At 66.5% G+C, this 22864-nt stretch carries 14 protein-coding genes; 3 read left to right on the top strand and 11 right to left on the bottom strand.

Going from position 1 to position 22864, the window contains the following annotated elements; translation table 11 throughout:
* Positions 1-64 precede the first annotated feature (64 nt).
* The 7 genes from ACZ92H_RS18820 to ACZ92H_RS18790 all read right to left on the bottom strand — a co-directional run bounded on the left by ACZ92H_RS18820 (position 65) and on the right by ACZ92H_RS18790 (position 14986).
* The gene (locus ACZ92H_RS18820; RefSeq protein ID WP_465050593.1) at positions 65-1234 is read right to left on the bottom strand and encodes an HlyD family type I secretion periplasmic adaptor subunit; all 1170 of its coding nucleotides are present in this window, start codon (positions 1232-1234) and stop codon (positions 65-67) included.
* Complete coding sequence (locus tag ACZ92H_RS18815) at positions 1231-3381, bottom strand: ATP-binding cassette domain-containing protein (protein ID WP_465050592.1); 2151 nt, start codon at positions 3379-3381, stop codon at positions 1231-1233. The genes ACZ92H_RS18820 and ACZ92H_RS18815 overlap by 4 nt, the downstream gene beginning before the upstream one ends.
* Positions 3382-3409: 28 nt before the next feature.
* Positions 3410-4726: a TolC family protein gene (locus ACZ92H_RS18810; protein WP_465050591.1), complete on the bottom strand. Its 1317-nt coding sequence runs from the start codon at positions 4724-4726 to the stop codon at positions 3410-3412.
* Positions 4727-4848: 122 nt separating this feature from the next.
* Positions 4849-11955 carry a hypothetical protein gene (locus ACZ92H_RS18805; protein ID WP_465050590.1) on the bottom strand — a complete coding sequence of 2369 codons (7107 nt, stop codon included), beginning with the start codon at positions 11953-11955 and terminating at the stop codon, positions 4849-4851.
* A gap of 786 nt (positions 11956-12741) precedes the next feature.
* Positions 12742-13740 carry a hypothetical protein gene (locus ACZ92H_RS18800; protein ID WP_465050589.1) on the bottom strand — a complete coding sequence of 333 codons (999 nt, stop codon included), beginning with the start codon at positions 13738-13740 and terminating at the stop codon, positions 12742-12744.
* Entirely contained in the window at positions 13737-14609 is an 873-nt protein-coding gene (locus ACZ92H_RS18795) for an ABC transporter ATP-binding protein (RefSeq protein ID WP_465050587.1), read from the bottom strand. Before ACZ92H_RS18795 ends, ACZ92H_RS18800 begins: the two co-directional genes overlap by 4 nt.
* On the bottom strand, positions 14606-14986 hold the full coding sequence (locus tag ACZ92H_RS18790; protein ID WP_131378558.1) for a GntR family transcriptional regulator: 381 nt from the start codon (positions 14984-14986) through the stop codon (positions 14606-14608). Before ACZ92H_RS18790 ends, ACZ92H_RS18795 begins: the two co-directional genes overlap by 4 nt.
* Before the next feature lie 396 nt (positions 14987-15382).
* Between ACZ92H_RS18790 and ACZ92H_RS18785 the strand changes: the two genes are divergently transcribed.
* Complete coding sequence (locus ACZ92H_RS18785; protein ID WP_465050586.1) at positions 15383-17467, top strand: NHL repeat-containing protein; 2085 nt, start codon at positions 15383-15385, stop codon at positions 17465-17467.
* Here the strand turns inward: ACZ92H_RS18785 and ACZ92H_RS18780 are convergent.
* The 4 genes from ACZ92H_RS18780 to ACZ92H_RS18765 form a co-directional block, all read right to left on the bottom strand.
* Positions 17464-18222 (bottom strand): DUF72 domain-containing protein, encoded by a 759-nt coding sequence (locus ACZ92H_RS18780; protein WP_465050585.1) that lies wholly within the window; start codon positions 18220-18222, stop codon positions 17464-17466. The genes ACZ92H_RS18785 and ACZ92H_RS18780 overlap by 4 nt on opposite strands.
* Before the next feature lie 69 nt (positions 18223-18291).
* Positions 18292-19047, bottom strand: a complete 756-nt coding sequence (locus tag ACZ92H_RS18775) for a UDP-2,3-diacylglucosamine diphosphatase (protein ID WP_465050584.1) — start codon at positions 19045-19047, stop codon at positions 18292-18294.
* Between the two features lie 211 nt (positions 19048-19258).
* On the bottom strand, positions 19259-19750 hold the full coding sequence (locus ACZ92H_RS18770; protein ID WP_131378567.1) for a peptidylprolyl isomerase: 492 nt from the start codon (positions 19748-19750) through the stop codon (positions 19259-19261).
* Positions 19751-19823: 73 nt separating this feature from the next.
* A complete protein-coding gene (locus ACZ92H_RS18765) occupies positions 19824-20459 on the bottom strand; it encodes a peptidylprolyl isomerase (protein ID WP_465050582.1) in 636 nt (211 codons plus the stop codon).
* Between the two features lie 278 nt (positions 20460-20737).
* Between ACZ92H_RS18765 and cysS the strand changes: the two genes are divergently transcribed.
* Entirely contained in the window at positions 20738-22135 is a 1398-nt protein-coding gene (cysS, locus tag ACZ92H_RS18760; protein WP_131378571.1) for a cysteine--tRNA ligase, read from the top strand.
* Positions 22132-22845, top strand: a complete 714-nt coding sequence (locus tag ACZ92H_RS18755) for a DNA-3-methyladenine glycosylase family protein (RefSeq protein ID WP_442906278.1) — start codon at positions 22132-22134, stop codon at positions 22843-22845. Before cysS ends, ACZ92H_RS18755 begins: the two co-directional genes overlap by 4 nt.
* The last annotated feature ends 19 nt before the right edge of the window (positions 22846-22864 follow it).

Genomic DNA, 22864 nt, shown 5'->3' with positions numbered 1-22864 from the left:
AGCCAGATGCGCTCGCCAGGGAGGCATCCGGCCGCGCGGCCGGAGCAAGGGGAAGGCCGTGCCGTCACCGCTCCCCCATCGACTCCGAAAACGTCTTGGTGATCGGTTTCGTCAGATAGCGCAGCACCGTTTTGCGCCCCGTGTTGATTTCCACCGTGGCTGTCATGCCGGGCTGGATCAGGATGGGTTCGCCGTTCTTGCCCATCAGGTTGCGCCCGCTGGTCTTGATCTGCACGCGGTAGTAGGGCTGCTCGTTGCCCTTGTTGTCTTCGCTTAAGGTATCGGCGCTGATGTAGCTGACGGTGCCGCGCAGGCGGCCGTAGATGCCGTAGTCGTAGGCGTCCAGTTTCACGGCCGTGGGCAGGCCCGGCTTGATGAAGGCGATGTCGGCCGGCTTGACCTTCGCCTCGATGATCAGGTCATCGTCGGTGGGCACGATCTGCAGGATTTCCTCGCCCGGCTTGGCCACGCCGCCCAGGGTGGTGAGGCGCACGTTGCGCACGATGCCGTCCGTGGGCGCGTAGATATCCGTCGAACCGAGCTGCTCCTTGCGCTGCGTTACCGTCTGCAGCACGCCGGCCAGGTCTTCCTGGGCTTTCACGAGGTCCGTCTGGCTGTCCTGCAAGTACTTGTTGCGCCGGTTGGTGATCTGCGCCTGGATGTCGACCACCTGCCGCCGCAGCTTCAGCACTTCCGCGCGGCTGACGTCGCCCGTTTCCAGCAGCGGCAAGTTCATTTCCAGTTCTTCCTTGATCAGCTTCATGGCGCTTTCCAGCGCGCCCACTTCCGCCTGCACGGCGCCCTGGCGCTTGGTGAACAAGGTCATCTGGTTGGCGCGGAACTCGGGAAAGGCCTGCAGCTCGGGCGGGAACTTGGGCGTGCCGCCAAATACTTCCGCCTGCAGGCGCGCCACGGTCGCCTTCAGGCCCGCCGCCTTGGCCGTGCTTTCCAGGTAGCTCGTCTCGGCCCGCGTGCGGTCGAAGCGCGCCAGCAGTTCGCCTTTTTTCACCACGCTGCCTTCATGCACGCGCAATTCGCTGAGCACGCCGCCGTCGGCCACCTGGATGATCTGGTTGCGCGAACTGGCGATCACCTGGCCGTTGGCGCGCGTGACCTGGTCCAGCTCTGCCCACGACGCCCACGCGATCACGCCCACCAGTGCCGCCGTGCAGCTCCAGATCAGCACCCGGCCCCGTTTTGCCTCTTGCTGCGTTTCGACTTTGGCCAGTTTCATGCGACGGCTCCCTGCACGGCTGCCTGCGCCACTGGCGCTGGCGACGGGGCGGCAGCCGGCACGGCCTGCGGCTTGCCCGACAGCTTGGCCAGCACGACGTCGCGCGGGCCATCGAGCAGGATCCGTCCCGCCTGCAGCACCACCAGCCGGTCCAGCAGGGGCAGCAGGGCGTTCTTGTGCGTGGTGGCGACCATCGTCACGCCTTCGGCCGCCAGCTCGCCGAGCAGCCCGACGATGCGCGACTCCGTCTTCGCATCCATGGCGCCGGTCGGTTCATCGAGCAGCCAGATGCGCGGCTTGGCCAGCAGCAGGCGCGTGACGGCGATCAATTGCCGCTGGCCGCCGGAGACGCCCCGTCCGCCCTCGGTAATGGCCAGCGCCAGTCCCCGCGGCTGGCCCAGTATCAGCTCGATCAGCCCCGTGCGCCTGGCCGCCGCCAGGATCGCTTCCTCGCCCGGGTCGGCCAGGCCTAATAACAGGTTGTCGCGCAGGCTGCCGCTGAACAGCCGCGTTTCCTGCGGCAGGTAGCCGACCATTTCGCGCACCACGGGCGGCGCCAGCAGGGCCATGTCGACGTCGCCCAGATACACCTTGCCTTCGGCCGGCTGGTACAGGCCCGAGGCCAGTTTCAGCAAGGTGCTCTTGCCCGAGCCGATGGCACCCACCAGGCCGACCCGTTCGCCGGGACGGATGGCGAGACCTTCCACTTCCAGCGCCACCTTTTGCGCGCCGCCATACGTGAAGCGGATGCGTTCGAAGCGCAGGCCCGTGTCGAGGCTGCGCGGCGTCAGCGCGAACTGCGCGTTGTCCGCCTCGTTGGGCAGGCTGATGACCTGTTCCAGGCCGTCGATCGAGGCGCGCGCATGCGCCCACTGCACCATCACGGCGGGCAGCTGCACGATGGGCATCAGGGCGCGGTTGCTGATGATGGTGCAGGCCATCAGGGCGCCCATGGTCATCTGGTTTTCCGCCACGAACCAGGCGCCCATGGAGATCAGGGCCACGTTGGTCAGCTGCTGGAAGGCGGCCGTGATGTTCTGCGACAGGGCCGCGTAGTCGCGGATATTCTGCTCCGCGTGGCTGCTCTCGGCCACCAGTTCGGCCCAGCGCGCCTGCATCATCCATTCGGCGCTGCTGCCCTTGAGGGTTTCCACGCCATCGACGGCTTCCACCAGCAGGCCCGCCTTGCGGTTGCTGGCGTTGAGGTTCTTGCGCGTGTGGGCCTGGATGGCGCGCTGGAACATCAGGCCGCACACCAGGGCCAGCGGCAGGGCCACCAGCGGCACCACCACCAGCCAGCCGCCGATGATGGTGATCATGGCCAGGAAAATCAGCGCGAAGGGCACGTCCGTCAGCACGAACAGGGAAGTGGAGGTGAGCACGCCGCGCACCATTTCAAAGCCTTTTACCTGCGCCGCCAGGGTGCCGACGGAGGCGGGGCGCGCTTCCATGCGGATGCCCAGCATGCGCTGGAAAAACCACTCGGACAGCTCATGGTCGACGTCGTTGCAGCTATGGTCGACGATGCGGCTGCGCACCTGCTTGAGGATGAATTCCAGGCCGATCGACAGGGCCACGCCCACCACCAGCACCCACAGGGTGCTGAAGCTCTGGTTGGGAATCACGCGGTCGTACACCTGCATGGAAAACAGCGAGGTGGCCATGGTCAGCAACGTCACCAGCGCGGTGGCCAGCACGGCGTCGAGAAACACGCTTTTTTTCAGCCACAGCGCCTCGCGCACCAGGCCCAGGGCGCCGGGACGGGTAGCGCTCTTTTCGGGCCGCCGGGGCAGGCCCACGCAGGCCAGGCCGGCCAGCGAGACCAGCTGCAAGGCACGGCCATCGACGCCCTCGCCGCGCCAGGCGCCGTCCGCGCCGCGCGACTGCAGCAAGCCCCAGCCCGTGCTGGCGCTGTAGACGGCGAACGGCAATTCGCCCGGCGTCGGTTCGTGCAGCGGCCGCGCCGTGCCTTCCAGCCCGGCCGCCTGCCAGACGGTGGTGAGCACCGTGCCGGGCGCGCCGTTGTCGTCGATGTCTTCCAGCTGGCGCTGCAAATCGGCCAGGCGGGCGGCGGCCAGGTGCTGGCCCGTCAGCCGCGCGGCGCGGTCGATGAGTGTCAGCAAGCCGTGTTTGATGGAGGTATCCATGCTCTCTCCTGTAGGAATTCTGTGGCGCTCAATTCGCGCGCATCGTGGAGGCGGGCGCCGTGCGCCCGGCCAGGGTGCCTGTCTGCGCGGCCAGGCGCAGGCTGGCGGCGATGGCCTGCGCGCGCGTGTCTTCCAGCGCAAACTGCGCCTGCGTGGCTTCGCGCACGGCGTTGAGCACATCGTTCCAGCTCTTGCGCCCGATGACGTACTGGCGCGCATACGATTCGAAGACTTGCGTCGAGGTGGTGCTCGCTTCGCCCGCGTTGCCCAGGCGCTGGCGGCTCGCCTCGGCCTCGGTCCAGTCCAGGGTAAAGCGCTCGCGCACATCGCGTTCGGCCACGTCGTGCGCGGCGCGCGCGCCTTCGCGCTTGGCCACGGCCGCATCCACGCCGGCCTTGGCGGACAGGCCCGCGCCCGGCTGCGCCTGCAGTACCAGCATGGCGCGCGTGCGGTTGTCGGCGTTGATGCCGCCCGTGGGCTTTTCCACGCGCAGCAGCACTTTCGGCATGTAGGCCGAGCGTTGCAGGGTGATGTCCGAGTCGGCCGCCTGCGCTTCGAAATCGAGACGCCGCAAAGTGGGGGAGTAGGCGATGGCCAGCGGCATGACGCGCTCCAGGCTGGCGTCGGGCAGCGGTTCGCCCACGCCGATGCCGGTACTGCTGACCAGCCGCACGGGCTTGCCGGCCAGCTGCGACAGCTGCGCCAGCGCGCTGTCGAGGGCCTGGCGCGCATTCGACACGTCGTTGGCCGCCTGGTAGGCGCGCGATTCGGCCAGGCGCTGGTCCGTCTGCGAGCTCACCGACTGCACCACGCGGCGCTTGATCATGTCGAGCAGGCGCTGGTGTTCGGCCAGTCCCTCTTCGGCCGAGCGCACGCGGGCCGTCTGGCGCAGCGCTTCCGTGTAGGCGGCGATCACGCGCAGGGACAGGTTCAGGCGTTCTTCCTCGATGGCGGCGCCGGCCGCGTCGAGCCGGCTGCCCGCCGCGTCGATGCCCGCGTCGATGCGTCCGCCGCTCCACAGGGGCTGGTCGATGCGCACCACGCCGCCCGTTTCCTGCGAGCCCGTGGGCACTTCGGCCGACAGGCTGGGGAAGCGCTGCCATTGCGCGCCGTCGAGGTCGGCCCGCGCTGCCGCTTGCGCCGAGCGCCTGCCGGCGATGGTGGGATGGCTTTGCAGCGCCTGCTGCAAGACCTGGTCGAAGCTCCAGGCCGTGGCGCTCTGGGCGCCGGCAAAGGGGGACGCGCTTGCCATGGCCACGGCCGCCAGTACGGCCGCGATGCAGGGCAGGATGCCGGGCCAGGAGCGCCGGCAAGGTTGCGATGCTGGATAACTGCGTAATCTCATCCCGTGTTTTTCCGGCCACGCGGCCTGAAGGTTTTCATGGGTGTCACCGGAACCGCAGGAGCGCGGCGCGACCGCGTTCGCGCCCCTGCGGCCGTGCCGCCTACACGTCCATGGCCAGGACCTCAGACATGGAAGTTCGCCGCCGTCAGCTGCGTGATGTTCACGCCGCTCAGCAGCACCAGCGCCGTGTCGATGGCATTGGCGTTGCTCAGGTCACTCGAGTGATAGACCGTCACGGCGCCGCTGTTTTGCGCATCGGCGATGACGATGTAGCCCTGTCCCGACAAGACGCTGTTGTCGGCCGCGATGGCGCTGGCGGCATCGTGGATCGACACGGCCGTGCTGTCGAAGATGAACAGGTTGTCCGAGCCAAAATCCGTGCCCAGGGTGACGCCCACCGCCACCGATGCCGTCAGGTGGGCGATGGCCGACATGTCGATCACGTCGCCGCCGGCGGCCGGCAGGCCTGTGTGGAAGTCGGCCACCGTCAGCGGATTGTGCAGGGCATTCTGGCTCAGCACGAACAGCTGGCTGGCATCCGTCAGGTCCGCCTGGGCCTGGGCGGCGGCGGCCGCCGCGGCATCGGCATTTGCCGTCACCGTCAGCGCGGCGGCATCCGTCAGGTCCGCGTGGGCCTGCGCCTGCAGGGCGGCGGCGGCTGCCGCGTCGGCCGCCAGGTGCAGGGCGTTGGCGTCCGTCAGGTCGGCCGTGTGCGCCGCTGCCAGCGCCGCTGCCGCAGCCGCGTCGGCGGCCTGGGTGAGCGCCACGGCATCGGTCTGGTCGGCGATGGCTTGCACGGCGGCGGCGTGGGCCGCATCCGCATTCGACACCGCGGCCAGGGCGTTGGCATCCGTTTGGGCGGCAATGGCGTTGGCTTGCGCCAGCGCCGCATCGGCTGCCTGCGCATTCGCATGCGCCTGCGCCGCTGCCGCGTCATCTGCCTGGGCGGCATTGGCATTGGCGTGCGCCTGCGCTGCCGCTGCCGCCGCGCTGGCCGCTGCCGCATCGTCGGCTTGCGCCGCTTGCAGGGCCAGCAGCGAGGCGGCGGCCTGTGCCTGGGCCAATGGTACGGCGGCATCGGCTGCATGGGCAGCGAGTGCCGCCGCCGCCGCGTTGTTGGCGTTCACGGTGGCAGTCGCTGCTGCCGCATCATCGGCCTGCGCCGCTTGCGCTGCCGCCAGCGAGATGGCGGCCTGGGCCGCTGCTGCCGCTGCTGCGTCGTCGTCATTTTGCGCTGCCGTGGCGGCGGCTTGCGCGGTGGCTGCCGCGGCGGCCGTGCTGACGGCCAGGGCGTCGGCGGCGATGGCTGCCGCGTGAGCGCCGGCGGCGGCAGCCGCAGTGGCCGCTGCCTGGTTGGCGGCCGTATCGTCGGCTTGCGCCGCCTGGGCTGCAGCCAGGGCGGCGGCGGCAGCGGCGGCGCTGGCGGCGGCCGTGGCGTCGGCCGCTGCCGCTGCCGTGGCGGCCGCCTGTGCCAGCGAGGCGGCGGCAGCGGCGTCGGCTGCGGCCTGGTCGTCGGCGACGGCGGCGTCATGTGCGGCCTGGGCGTTGGCGGCATTCGTGGCAGCCAGCGCGGCGGCCGCATCGTCGGCCTGCGCCGCTTGCGTGGCTGCCAGGGAAATGGCGGCCGCCGCTGCTGCCGCTGCGGCGGCGACATCGTCGGCATGCGCATTTTGCGCGGCCAGCTGGGCGGCGGCTGCCGCTGCGGCCGTGGTGGCGACGTTGGCATCGGCGGCAAGGGCCGCGTTCAGCGCCAGTTGCGCATTGGCGGCGGCGGTGGCGGCGGCGGCCGCCGTGGCGTCGTCGGCCTGGGCATTGAGCGTGGCGGCCAGCGAGATGGCCGCCTGCGCCGCGGCCGCTGCCGCGACGGCATCGGCGTTCTGCGCCGCGACGGCCGCCGCATGGGCTGACGCCGCATTCGCGGCGGCCGTGGCGGCTGCCGCATCGTCGGCCTGGGCCGACGCCAGCGCCGCGTGGGCGGCGGCGGCATTGGCATTGGCCTGGGCGGCATTATCCGATGCGCTCTGGGCGGCGAGCAGGAGGTTCAGTTTCAGGGTCTTGTCATTGTTCGCATCCAGGGCGTTGGTATCGGCCGTGACGGCGGCATTCAGGTTGGCGACGGCCGCATTGAGCGCGGCGTGGGCGTTGAGGGCCGCCGTGTCGGCCAGTTGCGCCGCCAGTGTGGCGGCCGCCGAAAGCGCCGCCGTGTGGGCGGCATTGGCGGCGGCATCGTCGGCAGCCAGCGCCGCGGCGGCCGCGGCCAGGGCATTGTTGGCCGCCGTGGCGAGGGCCGCCAGGGCGGCGTCGGCCACCAGCGCGGCGTTGGCAAGAACTTGCGCCGCCGCCGCTGCCGCTGCCGTGCTTGCGGCAGTGGCGTCATCGTTCTGCGCAGCCGTGGTGGCGGCGAGCGAGGCGCTGGCCGTCAGGATCGCCGCGTTCAGTGCCGTCGTGGCCGCATTCAGGGCCGCCTGGGCATTGCTCGCTGCCGTCGTGGCGGCGGCGGCAAGGTTGTCGTCGTTCAGGGCCTGGTTCAGCGCTGCCAGCGCGCTGGCTGCCGTCGCTGCGGTGGTGACAACGGCCGCATCGGCCGCTTGTGCCGCTTGCGTGGCGGCCAGCGAGATGGCTGCCGTCAGGGCGGCGGCAGCCGCGGCGGCATCGTCCGCCTGCGCATGCTGCGTGGCGGCCAGCGAAATGGCGGCGACGGCGGCAGCCGCGGCGGCCGCCGTGTCGGCGGCGGTGGCGGCAGCCGCGGCGGCGGTGGCGTTGGTGGCGTTGATTGCGGCAGCCGCGGCGGCGGCATCGTCGGCCAGCGCCTGGTTCAACGCGGCCAGCGCGTTGGCGGCGATGGCGGCGGTGCTGGCGGCGGCGTTATCGGCCAATTGCGCCGCTTGCGCCGCCGCTTGCGAGGCGGCGGCCACGGTGGCGGCCGCGGCGGCGGCCGCATCGTCGGCGATAGCGCCGGCGGTGGCCGCATTGGCCAGGACGGCGGCGGCGGCCGTGGATGCAGCATTCGCGTCGGCGGCCAGGGCGGCATTCAATGCGGCCAGGGCGCTGGCGGCCGTGGCTGCCGTCGAGGCGGCCGCCGCATCGGCCGCTTGCGCGGCCTGGGCTGCGGCCAGCGAGGTGGCCGCCACGCCGGCGGCGGCTGCAGCTGCCGCGTCGTCCGCTGCGGCAGCCGTGGCCGCCGCCTGCGAGGTCAGCGCCAGGGTGGCAGCCGCCGTGGCGGCGTTGTCGGCAGCGATCGCATTGTTCAATGCCGTCAGCGATGCGGCGGCCGTGGCGGCGGTCGAGGCGGCAGCAGCGTCGTCCGCTTGGGCCGATTGCGCGGCGGCCAGCGACAAGGCCGCCGTGGTGGCAGCCGTCGTCGAGGCCAGCGCGGCCACGAGGTCCAGCGGATGGGCGGCCGAATAGGCGGCCAGCGAGGCAGCATGCGCGGCGTCGTTGTTGGCGATGGTGGTCAATGCGGCCGCATCCGTCAGCGCCGCCTTGGTGGCGGCCACGGTGGCGGCCGTGACGTCGAGCGTGTGCTGGGTGCCCAGCAGCACGGCGTCCGTCAGGCCGGCCACGGTGGCGGCGGCCGTGGCGGCGGTGGCGTTCACTGTCGCCACCAGTCCCAGTGCCACGGCGTCCGTCAGGTTGGCCGTCGTTTGCGCGGCAGCGGCGGCGGCCGCATCGACGGTGGCCGTCAGGCCCAGGGCCACGGCGTCCGTCAGCGCGGCGGTGGCGGCTGCCGTGTTGGCCGCTGCGGTGGCGGCCGTCGAGACGGTCCCCAGGGCCACGGCATCGGTCAGGTTGGCCACGGCGGCAGCGGCGCTGGCGGCCGTGTTGGCAGCCGTCGAGACCAGACCCAGCGCGACGGCGTCCGTCAGGTTGGCCGTCGCCTGCAAGGTGGCGGCGGTCGCCGCATCGGCCGTGGCAACCAGGCCCAGGGCGGTTGCGTCCGTCAGTGAGGCAGTGGCGGCCGCCGCGTTGGCGGCGGCGGTGGCCGCTGCCGACACAGTGCCGAGCGCCACCGCGTCGGTCAGGTTGGCAACGTTGGCGGCGGTATTGGCGGCAACCGTGGCGGCGGTGGCGACCAGCCCCAGGGCGGTGGCATCGGTCAGATTGGCCGTGGCCTGCAAGGTGGCGGCCAGGGTGGCGTCGGCCGTGGAAGTCAGGCCCAGTGCGGTGGCATCCGTCAGCGCCGCCAGGCTGGCGGCCGAGGCGGCGGCCAGCGCATCGGCGTTGGAGACGAGGCTCAGCGCGATGGCGTCCGTCTGGCCGGCCGTCGTGACGGCGGCGGCGGCGGCGGCATCGGCTGCCGACGATGCCAGGCCCAGGGCGACGGCATCGGTCTGGTTGGCCACCGATTGCGCCGCCGCCAGCGCGTTTTGCGCCAGCGTATTGGCGGCGGTGAGGGTGTTGACGGTGGCCTGCGCCGCAGTTGCGGCGGCGGCATCGGCGGTGGAGACGAGGCCCAGCGCACCGGCATCGGTCAGGGCCGCCGTGGCAGCGGCTGCCGTGGCGGCCGCCTGTGCGGCAGCGGCGGCGCTGACGGCCGAGATATCGATCCCGCCCAGCAGGGCTGCCGTTTCCGCCGCCGAGACGGCAGCGGCGGCGGTGTTGGCAAGCGCCGTGGCGTCGGTCAGGTCGGCGGTGGCTTGCAAGCCGGCCGCCACCAGCGCATCGGCGTTGGAGATCCCCAGCAGAATGTTGACATCCGTCAGGTTGGCGGTGAGATCGGCATTGTCGGCATCGAGCTGCAAGGCATTCACGGTGGCCGTCAGGTCGACCACGCTGGTCTGGCCGGCCGTGACGTTGGCGGCCAGGGCGGCGAGGTTGGCGAGATTGAAGGCGTTGAGCGCGACGTTGACGTCGAGCAGGCTGGCTTGCGCATTGGCGGCGGCCGCATCGGCGTCAGCCTGGTCGGCTGCCTGCTGCAGGGCGACGACATCGGTCTGGTCAGCCACGGCCTGCGCATTCGCGGCGTCGGTGGCGGCGGCCGCGTCGGCGGCGGCCAGGGCGGAGGCATCCGTCTGGTTGGCCGTGGTTTGCGCAGCCAGCGCGGCGGCGGCATCGGCGTCGGAAATGACTTGCAGGGCGGCTGCGTCCGTCAGCGCGGCTTGTGCGGCTGCCGCGGCGGCCGTGCTGGCGGCCGCGTCAGCGCTGATCTGCAGCGACGCGGCATCACTCTGGTTGGCGGTGATCACGGCATTGGCAGCGGCGGTCGCGGCAGCGGCGGCGGCAATGTCGAGCGCGTTGGCGTCGCTGGCAGCGGCTGTCGCTGCCGCCGCGGCGGCGGCTGCCGCATCGGCGTCGGAAATCACCTGCAGGGCGGCCGCATCGGTCAGGCCGGCCTGGAATTGCGCCGCGTCCGATGCCGCGGTGGCGGCGTCGGCGATCAGGCCCAGGGTAGGCGCATCCGTCATGTTCGCTTGCGCCTGCGCATTGGCGGCGTTTGTCGCGGCGGCATCGGCGGCCGCCTGCAGGGCGACGGCGTCGGTGGCATTGGCGATCGAGGCATCCCAGCCGGCAACACCGGCGGCGGCGTCCGCAGCCATGCTCAGGGCGACGGCATCGGTCAAGCCGGCCTGGGCATTGGCGGCGATCGCCGCATTCGCGGCGGCCGTGGCGGCGATGCCCAGTGCCGCGGCATCAGTGGCGTTGGCTGCCGTGGCGGCATCGGCGGCGGCCGTGGCGGCGGCGTTCGCGGCAGCGGCCAGGGCAGCGGCATCGGTGACATTGGCCAGTTCGGTCGCCGCGGCGGAGGCAGCGGCATCCGCATCGGAGACGAGGGTCAGGGCGGCGGCATCGGTCAGGCTGGCCTGAATGCCGGCGGTGACGGCGGCGTTGGCGGCGGCGGTCGCCGCCAGGTCGAGCGCGGCGGCATCCGTCGCATTGGCCAGCGCCGTGGCGGCAGCGGCGGCGGCGGCATCGTTGGCTGCCACGATGGCCAATGCGGCGGCGTCCGTCAGTGCCGCTTGCGCGTTGGCGGCGGCGGCAACGACATCGGCAGCATCGGCAATCAGTTGCAGGGTAGGGGCGTCGGTCTGGTCGGCCTGCGTTTGCGCCGCACTGTCGGCGGCATGCGCGGCGGCGGCGTTGGCGGCGGCGGCGGCGGCGGCCGCATCGTCATTTTGCGCCGAGGTCGTGGCGGCCTGCGAGGCGGCTGCCGTGGCGGCGGCGGCGGCGGCCGCATTGTCGTCATTCGTGGCGGCGGTGGCCGCTGCCTGGGCGCCGGGAACGACGGCAGCCGTGCTGGCGGCCAGCGCATCGTCGCTGGCGGCGCTATTGGCGGCGGCCAGGGCCGCAGCCGCAGCCGCAGCCGCCTGCGCGGCCAGCTGGTCGTCGAGCGTGGCGGTGTTGGCCGCTGCCTGCGCGGCGGCGGCGATGGCGGCGGCGGCGGCGGCGGCCGCATCGTCGGCCAGCGCGCTGTTGGCGGCTGCCAATGCGGCGGCGGCGGCAGCTACCAGCGTGTCATCGACCGTGATGGTGACCGATTGATGCGTCGGATCGGTGCCGGTGCCCCCGGTGCCGCCCGTTCCGCCCGTGCCGCCGGTGCCGCCGGTGCCGCCCGTGCCCTGGCCGCCGGTGGATCCGCCTGTGCCCGGGCCGCCCGTACCGCCGGTGCCGCCCGTACCTGTTCCTCCCGTGCCACCTGTGCCACCCGTGCCGGTACCGCCGGTGCCCGTTCCGCCCGTGCCGGAACCGCCAGCGGCCGCGCCACCGCCGCCACCGCCCACTGCAGCTACCAGGCCGATGCCGCCGAGAGCACCGATCACGCCGAGGCCGCCCAGGCCGCCGAACGTGCCGGCGCCCGCTCCGCCGGCGCCCGCCGATGCGCCGGCGATATCGACGACGTTGCCGCTGGGGATGCCAGCAGCACCCGCGCCTGCTGCGCCGGCCGCGCCGCCGTTGTTGCTGCCGCTGTCTGGCGCGCCCAGATCGGCGCTGCCGTTGCCGGCCTGGCCCGCAGCCCCGCTGCCACCGCCGGCTGCCGCCGCAGCAGCGGCGATGGCCGCCGCCGCGCCCAGGGCGCCGGCATTGCCGCTATCGGCGCTGCCCATCACTTCCACGACGTTTTCAGGCGGCATGGCTTGGTTGGCATCGGTGGTTTGCACCATCTCGTCATCGTCATACTGCTTGCGCTCGCCATTCTTGGCATTGGCGGCTTTTTTAACGGGTGTCGCGAGTTTGGCGCTTGCGCCATCGGCATTGACGGGAACTTGTGCTGGATTTGGGGTGGTGGCCATTTGAAAATCTCCGGAAGAGGTTATGTTTTCGTTTAATTTTTTAAGGTATTAAAAAATCAATAAATATATTTCGTTTCCATGGTTTCTCCGGCGTGGCTTGGGCCGTGATCGATCTGGGGTGCTATTGATGCCTGCAGTGGCAAGTAAAACATATCTGACTAAAAAACGCTGGTGCAAAAGAGTGGCTGTTAAAAAATTTTAAAAGTATTATTTTTATATTTGTTTCTTGTTGCCGTATTTATTACCTTGCTGCCTGGTTGGAAACTGACTTGTCTGGCGATATTCTCTCTCTGGCTACGTCAATTTCTCTACTGCCGAACTTGCCTTCACTCTGATGGTAGTTTCAATTCTGAAACTTTCAATTTCATTTTGATCACTCTCCATGGCACTATTCTGTCAAGGTTAGCTCAAGGCAATAATCACAGATTGTCACTAAATGCGGGTTTTCTGCTGAATCTGCTATCGCGTTCCAGTATTTCTGCGCCTTTCAACCAAAAACCGTCTCGCTATCAAATTGCTAGTTGTTGCTTTTTGGTGCGTTGATTATCAAATTTGATTGGTAATAAAATACGATAGAAATAATTATTTGTAATTTTTATATCGACTGCAAGGTATCGATTGAATAGTCTTTATATGCGAAGGGGTTTTTTAATAATAACTATCAGAAAGGTAGTTATTCTCGGCAGGGAAAAAACAGGGCGTTGAAATGAAAAACGCCCCGTTTGGACGGGGCGTTGTGCGGCAGGCAGGGCATGGCTTCGCCAGGCGTGGCGTCCGTCTTTGTTGTCAGGCTTCCTCGCGCCAGCGGCGCAGGCGGATGGCGGCGTACATCATTGCCGCGCCGGCCGCGGCGCCAAGCCAGGCGGCGGGCGAGGCCAGGCTGGACCAGGAATTGCTGAACAGGTCGAAGCGCGTCAGCTGGGAACCTTGGGCCAACGCTTCCATCGGCCGCAGCAGTGCCGGCTCGAACAAATACCAGCTGCCGGGGATGGTGCCCAGCAGGGCCCGTCCGATGACATTCATCTGTATCCAGTTGATATCGTTTTCCGTCAGGGTCAGCTTGCCTACCCAGACCGTCAAGATCAGCAGCAGCAGCGGCACGCCGACGGCCCACAGGAACACTTTTGACCTGGCCCAGCTCGATACCATCAGCAGCCAGCCCACGGTAGGCAAGGCCCACAGGCAATACACGGGCAACAGGCCGAACACGCGCAGCGGTCCCAGGTACAGGGCCGGTGAGCTGGCCAGTTCGGCAAACACGTGGATGCCGTTGAGCGCCAGCACGCCGCTCAGTATCAGCACCAGCACCAGCGACGTGAGGCTGGCGGCGGCCGCCACGATCAGCGGCGCGACCAGCAGCGCAATGGCCGCTTTCGACAGCACCGTCTGCGCATCCGAGACGGGCAGCGACTTCCAGAACAGCACGCTGCGGTCGCGGCGCTCGTCAAACAGGGCGCTCAGGCAATAGAAAAACACGAGGAAGCCCAGCGCCAGGAACAGCGGCGCCGCCGTGTAGGTGTAGTTATTGGCGACATGCTCGATGATTTCCGCGCGGCGCGGGCTGAACGTGCGGGTATTGAAAATGGCGCTCCAGGATATTTCCTGGCCATTCACGACCAGCGCCGTGCGCACCTTGGTCTTGGCGATGGTGGCCACCGTCACCAGGACGCCCAGCAGGGTCATGGCGATGCCGATCAGGGCCGGCGTCCACAGCAGCATGCCCTTGTGCTCCCACAATTCGCGCCGGATCAGCCATTGCATCTTCTTCAGGGGGGAAATACTCATTGGTACGATCCTTTCATGGTCGCGACAAACAGGTCAGCCAGGCTGGGCGTGCGCAGTTCGCCCAGGGCGGCCAGCTGGGCACGGGCAACGCCATCGAACAGCATGACCGACTTGCCGAACACGCTGCGTTCGCTGATGGGCTGCAGGGCGCGGGCCGGATTCACGTGCTGCGGCCCCACCATCACCTCGACATAGCGCTCGCCCACCTCTTCCATGCTCGAGGCCAGGACGATCTTGCCGTCGCGGATGAACATCAGGTCGCTGAGGATGTGCTCGACTTCCTCGATCTGGTGCGTGGTGATGACGATGGTCTTGTTTTCATCGAAATAGTCTTCCAGCAGGTTCTGGTAAAACTGCTTGCGGTACAAGATATCCAGGCCCAGGGTCGGCTCGTCGAGCACCAGCAGTTTGGCATCGATGGCCATCACCAGCGCCAGGTGCAACTGCACGATCATGCCTTTCGACATGGCCTTGACCTTCATCTTCGGCGCCAGCCTGGTGTGCGCCAGATAGCGTTCGGCCTTGTCGCGGTCGAAGCGCGGATGCACGCCGGCGATGAAGTCGATGGCGTCGCGCACGCGCAGCCAACCGGGCAAAATCGCCACATCGGCGATGAAGCACACGTCGTCCATCAGCGCGTCGCGCTGCGTGCGCGGATCGCGCCCCAGCACGGACAGTTCGCCGTCGCAGCCCGTCAGGCCCAGGATGGCTTTCAGGGTGGTGGTCTTGCCAGAGCCGTTGGGACCGATCAAGCCGACGATGCGTCCCGGCGCGATATCAAAGCTGATGCCGTCCACGGCCACCCGCTTGCCGTATTGCTTGCGCAAGCCGCGCGCGCTGATAACGCTGTCCTTGTTCAATGCATTCATGCGGTTTCTCCGTGTGCGCCACCGTCGTGGCTGGCTTGCAGTAATTGCTCCAGGTCCAGACCCAGGCGCTTGATGTGCTCCAGCAAGCCCGGCCACTCTTCGCGCAGGAAGCGTTCCCGTTCGCTGGCCAGCAATTTGTCGCGGGCGCCATCCAGTACATACATGCCGAGTCCTCTGCGTTTTTCCACCAGCGCATCGTCGACCAGTTCCTGGTAGGCACGCGACACGGTGATGGGATTCAATTGGTAATCGGCGGCCACCTGGCGCACCGAGGGCAAGGCGTCGCCAGGCTGCAGCGCGCCATCGAGCATCATGCCCACCACTTTCGCCTTGAGCTGGCGGTAGATGGGACTATTGTCATGCCATTCGCCGCTCATGGAATGCGCTCCGATAAGGGGATGGCCGGATGACGCGCAAAAGGTGCAGGGAACATCGGAACTCCTTGGTGAGTTATTGATCTGGTGTTGTAGTTAACTATAACACTAAAAAACACATGCCAACAACCGATGTATTTATATCCATAAGGCAACTATAATATTGTTTATTTGGGAATCTTACTTGATAACTTATGGCGACACTCATCGCCAGCCACCATGAAAGCGGAAATGATCAATCGATATGGCGAGTTGCAAATTATGTTCACGCGCGCCGCTTGCGGCGGCGCCTTGCTGGCGGCGTTGAGCGCCTGCGGCGGCGGTTCCGGCGATGGGGGCACGCCTGCCGCGCCCACCGTGCCGACGGCCGAGGCGCCGCGCTACCTGGTGGGCGGCACGGTGAGCGGGCTGGTGCCCGGTGCCCAGGTGGTGCTGGCCAACGGTGCCGAAAAATTGACCGTCACGGCGAATGGCGCCTTCCATTTCGCCGGCAAGCTGGCGGCGGGCGCCAGCTATGAAGGCAGAATCGAGAGTACTTCCGAAGGCCTCGGCTGCAGCATCGCCAAGGGCGCGGCGACGGTGGGCAATGCGGATGTCAACACGCTCGCCGTGCGCTGCCTGCCTGTGGTGCTGGCCGGCGTGCAGGAAAAAATCCAGAATATTTCCGGAATGGTGCAGGATGCGGCCGGCAATTATTACATTGCCGATGCCGTTCTGCAGGTCATCCATAAAGTCACGCCGGCCGGCACGGTGAGCGTGCATGCGGGCATCCCTGGCAAGCCGGGCGCCGACGATGGCGCCTCTGCCTCCGCCACTTTCCACATGGCGGGCGGCGTTGCCGTCATGGCGATCGATCGCGCGGCAAACCTGTACCTCGCCGACAGTTGCAATGCGCAGCTGCGCAAGATCACCCCGGCTGGCGTGGTCAGCACGGTGGCGGGACAGCGCCGCGCGGCGTGCGACTGGTCCAACACGGCTCCGAGCTTTGCCGATGGGCAAGGGACGCAGGCGCAACTGGGGCGCATCGACAGCGTCGCCATGGACATCAATGGGGATGTCCTGCTGACCGATCCGGACCAGCAGATGATCCGTCGGGTAACGCCGGGCGGATTGGTCAGTTCTGAAAAAGTACTGGATGTGAACGGGTTTTCGATACGGGCCGGCGACGTGGTTGTCGATGCCGGCGGCACGATCTACTTGGGAGAGATGTTTGGCGGCCGCCTCTTTCGGTGGCAGCAGGGCGTCGCCGTCCTGGTGGCGGGAGGATTCAGCCAGAAGGGCAATGATGGCAAGGGCTCGGCCGCCAGCTTTCTTTCCATCCGTGGCATGGCGCTCGGCCGCAATGGCGATCTGCTGCTGTCCGACCGTGACGCCATTCGCCGCGTGACGCCGGGTGGCGACGTGAGCACCGTAATCGGCCGGACAGTGACAGATGCGGCTGGTGCCGCCGCCGGCTTCTCCTACCTGGGCGCCTTGTTGCAAGACAGCTCGGGCGCCATTATCGTCAACGATGCCAATTTACATCGCTTAATCAGCGTCAGCGCGGCAAAGGTATTGTCCCCCTTGTCCTTTCTGCCGGGCAGTATCGGGCCCAAGGACGGTGTGGGCGCTGCGGCTCGTCTGGGCTACGTGGGCGCCGCGGGCATGTGCAGCGATCCTGCGGGTAACGTCTACATGCTCGACCGGGCGAACAAGGTGCTGCGCCGCCTGACGCCAGACGGTAGTTACAGCATCTACGCCGGCATTGCCGGACGCGCGGGCAGCGATGACGGACCACGCGCCAGCGCGACCTTGCGGGCGCCTGTCGCGATCGCCTGCGACCAGGAGGGAGGGGTCTATCTTGCCGACCGTGCCCCTGCTGGTGCTGCGTATAATCTGCGCAAACTCAGCAAGGACGGGGTGGTTTCCACCGACGGGGCGTTGCCCAGCATTCCAGGCATTACCACAACGGAATACCTGCTGGGGGTCGACAAGGATGGCTATGTCTTCTGGCAGGGCTGGGGGCTCGATGGCATTCACCGGCGCGCCCCTGGCGGCGCCTTCACCTCGCTGGTCTCATTTGAAGCCTTGGCACGCTCGCTGGGCGATACGGAGTATGAATGGCAGTACATGCTGCCGGCCAGCATGGTTTTTGACAGCAAGGGCAATCTGTACTTTGATGATGTCGTGCATCAAGTTGTCTTCAAGGTGGACCGTGCAGGCAAGGCCAGCGTTTTTGCCGGCACCCTGAAGAAGAGCGGTGGCGGCGATGGGCCGCCCGGCGTGGGGGGCTTGCCGTTTTCAGGTGCCACCAGCCTGGCCATGGATGCCAGCGACAATCTGTACATGAGCGGCCAGGGCTGGCTGCGCAAGATCGATGCCGCCGGCGTCATTTCCACGCCAGTGTTGCCATGGGGCCATCCTGACGTCGGCATCCTTGCCTATGGCAACAATACCTTGTTTGGCTTCACGATCCAGGCCGTGCTGCAAACACCGTTACCTTAAGTCGTGGCATTCATGCGCGGTTGACGCGCTTGCAGCCGCGCCTGCAGGTCCAGCGCATTGAGCAGGGCGGCGCCTGCCGCCGTGTTGTCGAAGATGCACCAGCTATCCGCGCGCACGGGTGGGTGCAATGCCTTGGCCAGCGCCGCCAGGTATTCTGCGCCATAGTCCGAATAATAGATGCGCGGGCTGCCATGCAGGCGGAGATACGCCGCATCCGTCGTCGGCACATGCGGCCCAGGCTGGCCGGCGGCGGGATCGGCGCGCACGCGCGTGATGCGCCGTTCCATCAACAGTGCCGTGGCTGGCGCAGCAAACCAGCTGGCGTGGCGCGCTTCGCACGCCAGCATGCCGTCGAAGCGTTGCCGCAAGGCTGACAAAAACGTGGCGGCAACGTCCGCTTCAAAATGCAGGCTGGGCGGCAGTTGCACCAGCACGCAGCCGAGTTTATTTTCCAGTTGCATGACCTCTGCCGCAAAGCGCTCCAGTTCCGCCGAGCAGTCGCGCAAGCGCAGCTCGTGCGTGATGCGGCGCGGCAGTTTCACGCTGAAACGGAAGGACTCGGGCACGCTGGCGGCCCAGCGCGCATAGGTGGCGGGCTGGTGCGGGCGATAAAAGGAACTATTGATCTCCACGCAATCGAGCACCTGGGCATAGCGCTGCAGGTGGCTGCCATCGGCTGGAAAATGGCTGGCGGCGGCGCTGGAAATGCTCCAGCCGGCCGTGCCGATCAAGGGCGTGGAAAAGGGCGTGCTCATGCCGCCATTACAGCAAAGTCAGGCGGGCGCGGCTATCGGACAAACGCCCGCGCGGCGGTCGGCGCAGGCCTAGTCGAGGATGTCGCCGTTGAGGTCGTGGCGCGTGATGTTGCCGCGCGCATCGATGGCGATCCAGCCGCCGCGCGGCTGTTCCGGCGGCGTCACGTCGCATTCCCAGTCCGGCAGCACATAGCGCAAGGTATTGTCGACCTGGTGCAGGGCGGGGCGGTGCGTGTGGCCGTGGATCATGACGGTGCTGGCATGTTCGGCAAACACTTGCGCCACGGCATCGGGCGTCACATCCATGATGTCGTACGATTTTTCGCCGTTGTGTTCACGGCTGCTCTGGCGCAAGCCGTCAATAATCGCCTTGCGCTGCGCCAGCGGCATGGACAGGAACTGCTTTTGCCATGCGGGCTGGCGCACCATGGCGCGAAACTCCATGTATTTGACGTCTTTCGTGCATTCGGCGTCGCCATGCAGCAGGATGATGCGCCGGCCGGCAATGGTGGCCACGTGCGGTTCGCTGAGCAGGGTGGCGCCGGCGGCAGCGGCAAAGCCGGAGCCGACGAGGAAGTCGCGGTTGCCGGCAATCCAGTAGACGTGCACGCCCGCATCGCTGACGGCGCGGATGGCGGCCGTCATGCGCGCATTGAACGGGTCTTCCAGGTCATCGTCGCCGGCCCAGTATTCGAACAGGTCGCCCAACAGATACAGCGCCTGCGCATATTGCGCATGGTGTTCAAGGAAAGAAAGAAACGCCGCGCTGGTGCGCGGGTGCGAGTTCTGCAGATGCAGGTCGGAAATAAAGAGTGCGGCAGGCATTGTCATCGTTCAACGCTCCCGTCGGGTAGGGATTGCTTGCTTGCGGGACGCATGATTGCTGCCTGATTTGTCTGGTGTTTTGAATGCATTGTTGACGGTGGCGCTGAAAACCGTAGCGAGAAGCCCAATGCCGGATCGAGTAGCGGAGCTGTATCTTGAGTACAGCCAGCAAACCCGGCAGTGGGCTGCGCAGTCGGCCTGCAGGGCTACCTTAAGCGGCTTCGACTTTTTCGATGACGACGTCGGTCACTGGCACGTCGGCGAACATGCCGGCGCGCGAGGTTTTCACGGCGCGGATGGCGTCGACGACTTCTTTGCCGTCCGTTACTTTACCGAACACGGCATAGCCCCAGCCGTCCTGGCCCGGGTAGTCGAGGAAGCTGTTGTTCTTGATGTTGATGAAGAACTGGGCCGATGCCGAGTGCGGGTCCGACGTGCGGGCCATGGCCAGGGTGTAGGTGTCGTTTTTCAGGCCGTTCTTGGCTTCGTTTTCCACGGTGGCATCGGCTGGCTTCTGTTTCATGCCTGGCTCGAAACCGCCGCCCTGGATCATGAAGCCGTCGATGACGCGGTGGAAAATCGTGTTGTCGTAGTGGCCGGCTTTCATGTAGGCCAGGAAGTTGGCAACCGTTTTCGGCGCTTTTTCAGCGTCCAGTTCAGCGGTGATCTTGCCCAGATTGGTGGTGATGATGACGGAGGTCATGATGATCCTTAATAAATTGGATGAATAATTTGATTTGGCGGCGCCGGCAGGCCGGCGCCGCAAAAACGCTATTTTACAGTTTTGCGGGCGCGGACTTGAGTAAAGTCGCCGATTCGATCACCACGGGCGTGACGGGCACGTTCTGGTGCGGTCCCTTGTCGGCGACGGGCACGGCCTTGATCTTGTCGACCACGTCCATGCCGCTGACGACCTTGCCGAAGACCGTGTAGCCGAAACCGTCGCGGCCAGGGTAGTCGAGCGCGCCATTATCGTTGACGTTGATGAAGAACTGCGCCGTGGCCGAATGCGGGTCGCCCGTGCGCGCCATGGCGATGCTGTAGGTGACGTTTTGCAAGCCGTTTTGCGCTTCATTCTTGATCGGCGCCCTGGTGGCTTTCTGTTTCATGTTCTTGTCGAAGCCGCCACCCTGTATCATGAAGCCATCGATGACGCGGTGGAACACGGTGCCCTTGTAGTAACCGCTCTTGACGTACTGCAAGAAATTGGCCACGCTTTTCGGCGCTTTTTGCTGATCCAGTTCCAGCACGATCTCGCCCATATTCGTTTTCAGGGCCACGTGCGGCGTGGGATCGAGGGCGGCGGACGGGGCGGCAGGAGCGGCGACGACGGCGCCGCCCAGGGTCAGGCTGGCAAACAGGGCACAGAAGCGGGCCAGGAAAGACAGGCGATATGGTTTGGTTTCTTGCATGAAGGCGTCCTTAATCGTTATTTTTCTCTAAACTTGCTTTAATTGTAAAGAAATGAAAATTCGGTTGAACATCGTAAAAACCTGATTCATATCGGGCCAGTATGGTTTTTATCAATGTTATACTTGACCGCTAACGCCCCAATTCTAACAAACAAGAACAACAATATAGCGGGTCGTCCCGTCTCGGCGCACACGGCAGTTCAGTGGCGCGGCACCCACGGTGTCCGCGCCTGTCTGTCGTTTTGCCAGGCTGGCGGCCGCTCCACTTGCAAAGTACGATGAGCAATCTAAAGATTTACAACACCCTGGCGCGCGAGAAGCAGGCATTCGTCCCGATGGAAGCCGGCAAGGTACGCATGTACGTGTGCGGCATGACCATCTACGATTATTGCCATATCGGCCATGCGCGCATGATGATGGCCTTCGACGTCATCTACCGCTGGCTGAAGGCGTCCGGCTTTGACGTTACCTATGTGCGCAATATTACGGACATCGACGACAAGATCATCCGCCGCGCCGTGGAAAACGGCGAGACGATTTCGCAGCTGACGACGCGTTTCACGCAGTACATGGATGAAGACACGGCCGCGCTGGGCATCTTGACACCCGACCACACGCCGCGCGCCACCGAATACGTGCCGCAGATGCTGCGCCTGATCGAGCAGCTGGAAGCGAAGGACCTGGCTTACCAGGGTCTTGACGGCGACGTGAACTATGCCGTGCGCAATTTCCCCCACTACGGCAAGCTGTCGGGCAAGTCGCTCGACGACCTGCGCGCGGGCGAACGCGTCGACGTGAACACGGGCAAGCGCGACCCGCTCGACTTCGTGCTGTGGAAGTCGTCGAAGGAATCGGAGCCGGAAGAAGTCAAATGGGATTCGAAGTGGGGCCGTGGCCGCCCGGGCTGGCATATCGAATGCTCGGCCATGTCGTGCGCCTTGCTTGGCGAACAATTCGACATCCATGGCGGCGGCGCGGACCTGCAATTCCCGCATCACGAAAACGAGATCGCCCAATCCGAAGGCGCGTTCGGCCACACCAGCGTGAATTACTGGATCCATAACGGCTTCGTGCGCCTGGACAATGAAAAGATGTCCAAATCGCTGGGCAACTTCTTCACGATCCGCGAAGTGCTGCAAAAGTTCGATGCCGAAGTGATCCGCTTCTTCATCCTGCGCGCGCACTACCGCAGCCCCCTGAACTACTCGGACGTGCACCTGGACGATGCGCGCCTGTCGCTCACGCGCCTGTACACGGCGCTGGCCGACGTGGCGGTGGAAGCGGGCGCCATCGACTGGAGCGAGGCGCACGCCGTGCGCGTGGCCGAGGCCATGGATGACGATTTCAACACGCCGCTGGCCGTGGCCGCCCTGTTCGACCTGGCAACGGAAGTCAACAAGAGCAAGTCGCCGGCCCTGGCGCGCCAGCTGAAGGGCCTGGCGGGCGTGTTCGGCTTGCTGGAGCGCACGCCGCAGCAATTCCTGCAAGCGACCGTCGGTGCAGCCGCCGGTGGCGAGGACGAGGCCGCGGGCATCGAAGCGGCCATCGCGGCGCGCAGCGCGGCGAAAAAGGCGCGCGACTTTGCCCAGTCCGACAAGATCCGCGCCGAGTTGCTGGCAGCGGGCATCATTCTCGAAGACAAGCCGGACGGCTCGACCAACTGGCGCCGCGCATGATGCCAACGTCCAGGGAAAACGGGGAAGCCCCGGTGGCGGCACAGGTGATCCAGGTGCCGCACTATTGGGAAGAGGCGAAGATCGAGCTGATGAAGCGCGACCGCATCATGAAAAAGCTCATCCCGCAATTTGGCGACCTGCACCTGGTTGGCCATAGCGACCCGTTTACCACCCTGGCCCGTTCGCTGGTGGGGCAGCAGATCACGCCCAAGGCGGCCGATGCTGCCTGGAAAAAGCTGCTGCTGGCCTGCCCGAAATGCACGCCCTCGCAAGTGCTCAAGGCGGGCGCCGAGCAGCTGGCCGCCTGTGGCTTGTCCAAACGCAAAACCGAATACATCCTCGACCTGGCCGACCATTTCAAGGCCAAGCGCGTGCACGCCAGCCAGTGGGACCAGATGGATGACGAAGCCGTCATCGCCGAACTGGTGCAGATCCGCGGCATCGGCCGCTGGACAGCCGAGATGTTTTTGATATTTAATCTGCTGCGACCGAACGTCTTGCCGCTCGACGACCCGGGTTTGATCCAGGGCATCAGCGTCAATTACTTCTCCGGCGAACCTGTTTCCCGCAGCGATGCGCGCGAAGTTTCCGCCAATTGGGAACCGTGGCGCACCGTGGCGACGTGGTATTTGTGGCGCAGTCTCGACCCTGCAGCCGCCCCTGCCGCACCCGATGCAGCCCCCGGCGCACCAGCCGGTACGGTAAAATAAACATAGATGACGCCGCGCG

The organism is Janthinobacterium foliorum, from assembly GCF_978021625.1.
Note: the sequence above shows the minus strand (reverse complement) of the source record. Positions and strands in the feature narration are given on the sequence as shown.

What these genes read in the sequence shown, in the direction of transcription:
- ACZ92H_RS18765 (WP_465050582.1), bottom strand. Translation starts at nt 20,459, where the DNA reads ATGCAAGAAACCAAACCATATCGCCTGTCTTTCCTGGCCCGCTTCTGT.
- ACZ92H_RS18790 (WP_131378558.1), bottom strand. Translation starts at nt 14,986, where the DNA reads ATGAGCGGCGAATGGCATGACAATAGTCCCATCTACCGCCAGCTCAAG.
- ACZ92H_RS18800 (WP_465050589.1), bottom strand. Translation starts at nt 13,740, where the DNA reads ATGAGTATTTCCCCCCTGAAGAAGATGCAATGGCTGATCCGGCGCGAA.
- ACZ92H_RS18770 (WP_131378567.1), bottom strand. Translation starts at nt 19,750, where the DNA reads ATGACCTCCGTCATCATCACCACCAATCTGGGCAAGATCACCGCTGAA.
- ACZ92H_RS18780 (WP_465050585.1), bottom strand. Translation starts at nt 18,222, where the DNA reads ATGAGCACGCCCTTTTCCACGCCCTTGATCGGCACGGCCGGCTGGAGC.
- ACZ92H_RS18805 (WP_465050590.1), bottom strand. Translation starts at nt 11,955, where the DNA reads ATGGCCACCACCCCAAATCCAGCACAAGTTCCCGTCAATGCCGATGGC.
- ACZ92H_RS18755 (WP_442906278.1), top strand. Translation starts at nt 22,132, where the DNA reads ATGATGCCAACGTCCAGGGAAAACGGGGAAGCCCCGGTGGCGGCACAG.
- ACZ92H_RS18810 (WP_465050591.1), bottom strand. Translation starts at nt 4,726, where the DNA reads ATGAGATTACGCAGTTATCCAGCATCGCAACCTTGCCGGCGCTCCTGG.
- ACZ92H_RS18820 (WP_465050593.1), bottom strand. Translation starts at nt 1,234, where the DNA reads ATGAAACTGGCCAAAGTCGAAACGCAGCAAGAGGCAAAACGGGGCCGG.
- ACZ92H_RS18775 (WP_465050584.1), bottom strand. Translation starts at nt 19,047, where the DNA reads ATGCCTGCCGCACTCTTTATTTCCGACCTGCATCTGCAGAACTCGCAC.
- cysS (WP_131378571.1), top strand. Translation starts at nt 20,738, where the DNA reads ATGAGCAATCTAAAGATTTACAACACCCTGGCGCGCGAGAAGCAGGCA.
- ACZ92H_RS18795 (WP_465050587.1), bottom strand. Translation starts at nt 14,609, where the DNA reads ATGAATGCATTGAACAAGGACAGCGTTATCAGCGCGCGCGGCTTGCGC.
- ACZ92H_RS18815 (WP_465050592.1), bottom strand. Translation starts at nt 3,381, where the DNA reads ATGGATACCTCCATCAAACACGGCTTGCTGACACTCATCGACCGCGCC.